We start from the raw sequence: 2,512 nt of genomic DNA, 5'->3' as shown, positions 1-2,512 counted from the left end.
GATGCCGGACTGCTTGCCGAAGTTCTTGCGGATGCGCTTCTTCTCGGTGAAGGAGTACGCCATTTTTTGAAATCCTTGGGCTGGTGCCCAGAAATGAACGGGGTCCGGGCTAGGCCCGGACCCCATTCGTGAAGCAATTGGCCTGAATCAGCTTCAAGCTTCTTACTTGATCTCGACCTTCGCGCCGGCTTCCTCGAGCTTCTTCTTCATGGTGTCGGAATCGGCCTTCGAGACCGCGTCCTTCACCGTGGCGGGCACGCCCTCGACCAGGTCCTTGGCTTCCTTGAGGCCGAGGCCGGTGAGCTCGCGCACCACCTTGATGACGGTGACCTTCTTGTCCGCCGGGTACTCCTTGAGGATCACCGTGAACTCGGTCTGCTCCTCCGCCGGGGCAGCCGCGCCGCCAGCGGCCGGGCCAGCGGCGACCATCGCCACCGGAGCGGCGGCGGTGACACCGAACTTCTTCTCCATGTCGGAGATCAGCTCGACCACTTCCATGATCGACATCTTGGAAATCGCGTCGAGGATATCGTCCTTGCTAACAGCCATTGTCTTGACTCCAGAATTACTAAACGAGTTGATTCAGAGGACTAAGTTCAAGCGCCAGCAGCAGCCTGCTTCGAATCGCGGACAGCCGCGACCGTGCGGACCAGCTTCGTGTGCGGTGCGGCGACCGTCCGCACGAACTTCTCGATCGGAGCCTTGAGCACGCCCAAGAGCTGCGACAGAGCCTGTTCGCGGGTCGGCAACGACGCGACCTTCTCGAGGTCCTTGCCCGGCAGCACGGGGCCACCGATGGACACGAGTGTCGCGACGAGCTTGTCGTTCGCCTTCGCGAAGTCCTTGATCACGCGCGCGGCTGCGCCCGGATCGTCCTTCGAGAAAGCCAGCACGAGCGGACCCTTCAGCAGGGGCCCGATCGCCTCGAACGAGGTGCCGGCTACGGCCTTGCGGGCGAGCGTGTTCTTTACGACACGCATGTAGACACCCTTGGCACGCGCCTTGGCACGCAGATCGGTCATCTGCGAGACCGTGATGCCACGGTACTCGGCAGCGACCACGGACTGCGACTTCGCCGCAATTTCCGCCACTTCCGCTACGAGCGCTTTCTTGTCTTCGAGGTTAAGAGGCATTTGTTCCGGTTACTCCTCACTCCTGAAGATCACACACCCGGCCCGCCAGGCTTGCGCCTCGCGGTCCGGGACCCTTGGTGACCTTCATCGGAGGACGAATCCTCTGACGAGCGGTGCACCACCTGCGCAGGCGGCGATTAAGGGGCGCGTCCCGTGAGGGACTTCCCCGCCTGCGGTCTTCGATGGAACCCCGCGGCTCGCGCCGCGGAACCCGCATCAACTGCAAAAAATTCGTCGGGCCCGCCTCAGACGGCGAGCGACGACTGGTCGATCACGACACCCGGCCCCATCGTCGAGGAGAGGGTGACGCGCTTCATGTAGATGCCCTTGGACGTCGCCGGCTTCGCCCGGTTCAGGTCGGCCAGCAGCGCCAGCAGGTTTTCCTTCAGCTTCTCGGGCTCGAAGCTCGCCTTGCCGATCGTGCAGTGCACGATGCCCGCCTTGTCGACGCGATAGCGGACCTGGCCGCTCTTGGCGTTCTTCACGGCGCCGGCGACATCCGGGCTCACGGTGCCGACCTTCGGGTTCGGCATCAGGCCGCGGGGCCCGAGGATCTGGCCGAGCTGGCCGACGACGCGCATCGCGTCCGGGCTCGCGATCACGACGTCGAAATTCATCTCGCCGGCCTTCACCTTCTCGGCGAGGTCTTCGAGGCCGACGATGTCGGCACCGGCGGCCTTGGCGGCCTCCTGGTTGCGACCCGAGGTGAACACCGCGACGCGCACGCTCTTGCCGATGCCGTTCGGCATGACGGTGGAGCCACGCACCTGCTGGTCGGACTTCGCGGCGTCGATGCCGAGGTTCACGGCGGCGTCGACCGACTCGTTGAACTTGGCGCTGGCGAACTCCTTGACGAGCTTCAGGGCGTCATCGACGGGGTACTGCTTGCCCGCCTGCAACTTGCCCTTCCAGGCCTTGATACGCTTTGCTTCGAAAGGCATGGCTCAGACTCCTTCCACGTCAACGCCCATGGAGCGCGCACTGCCCGCGATCGTGCGGACGGCGGCCTCGAGATCCGCGGCGGTCAGGTCGGGAGTCTTGGTCTTCGCGATCTCCTCGAGCTGCTTGCGCGTGATCTTGCCGACCTTGCTGGTGTTCGGCGTGCCGCTGCCCTTCTCGATGCCGATCGCCTTGCGGATCAGCACCGACGCCGGCGGCGTCTTCATGATGAAGGTGAAGCTGCGATCGCTGTACACGGTGATGATCACCGGGATCGGCAGGCCCTTCTCGAGCTTCTGCGTGGCAGCGTTGAACTGCTTGCAGAACTCCATGATGTTCAGCCCGCGCTGACCCAGCGCCGGCCCGATGGGGGGGCTGGGGTTGGCCTTGCCGGCCGGCACCTGCAGCTTGATGAAACCAACGATCTTCTTTGCCACCTG

The 2,512-nt window shown here is 64.1% G+C and carries 4 protein-coding genes; all 4 read right to left on the bottom strand.

What is annotated here, in order from left to right:
- Nucleotides 1-162: 162 nt before the first annotated feature.
- Nucleotides 163-549, bottom strand: a complete 387-nt coding sequence (gene rplL / locus IT540_RS01760; RefSeq protein WP_291172397.1) for a 50S ribosomal protein L7/L12 — start codon at nucleotides 547-549, stop codon at nucleotides 163-165.
- A gap of 47 nt (nucleotides 550-596) precedes the next feature.
- A complete protein-coding gene (gene rplJ / locus IT540_RS01755) occupies nucleotides 597-1,133 on the bottom strand; it encodes a 50S ribosomal protein L10 (RefSeq protein WP_291172394.1) in 537 nt (178 codons plus the stop codon).
- Between the two features lie 245 nt (nucleotides 1,134-1,378).
- Nucleotides 1,379-2,074, bottom strand: coding sequence for a 50S ribosomal protein L1 (gene rplA, locus IT540_RS01750; RefSeq protein WP_291172391.1), 696 nt, complete (start codon nucleotides 2,072-2,074; stop codon nucleotides 1,379-1,381).
- Between the two features lie 3 nt (nucleotides 2,075-2,077).
- Nucleotides 2,078-2,509, bottom strand: a complete 432-nt coding sequence (gene rplK, locus IT540_RS01745; protein ID WP_291172400.1) for a 50S ribosomal protein L11 — start codon at nucleotides 2,507-2,509, stop codon at nucleotides 2,078-2,080.
- Nucleotides 2,510-2,512 lie beyond the last annotated feature (3 nt).

The organism is Hyphomicrobium sp., from assembly GCF_020852195.1.
Classification (GTDB): Bacteria; Pseudomonadota; Alphaproteobacteria; order Rhizobiales; family Hyphomicrobiaceae; genus Hyphomicrobium_C.
Note: the sequence above shows the minus strand (reverse complement) of the source record. Positions and strands in the feature narration are given on the sequence as shown.

What these genes read in the sequence shown, in the direction of transcription:
- rplL (WP_291172397.1), bottom strand. Translation starts at nt 549, where the DNA reads ATGGCTGTTAGCAAGGACGATATCCTCGACGCGATTTCCAAGATGTCG.
- rplJ (WP_291172394.1), bottom strand. Translation starts at nt 1,133, where the DNA reads ATGCCTCTTAACCTCGAAGACAAGAAAGCGCTCGTAGCGGAAGTGGCG.
- rplA (WP_291172391.1), bottom strand. Translation starts at nt 2,074, where the DNA reads ATGCCTTTCGAAGCAAAGCGTATCAAGGCCTGGAAGGGCAAGTTGCAG.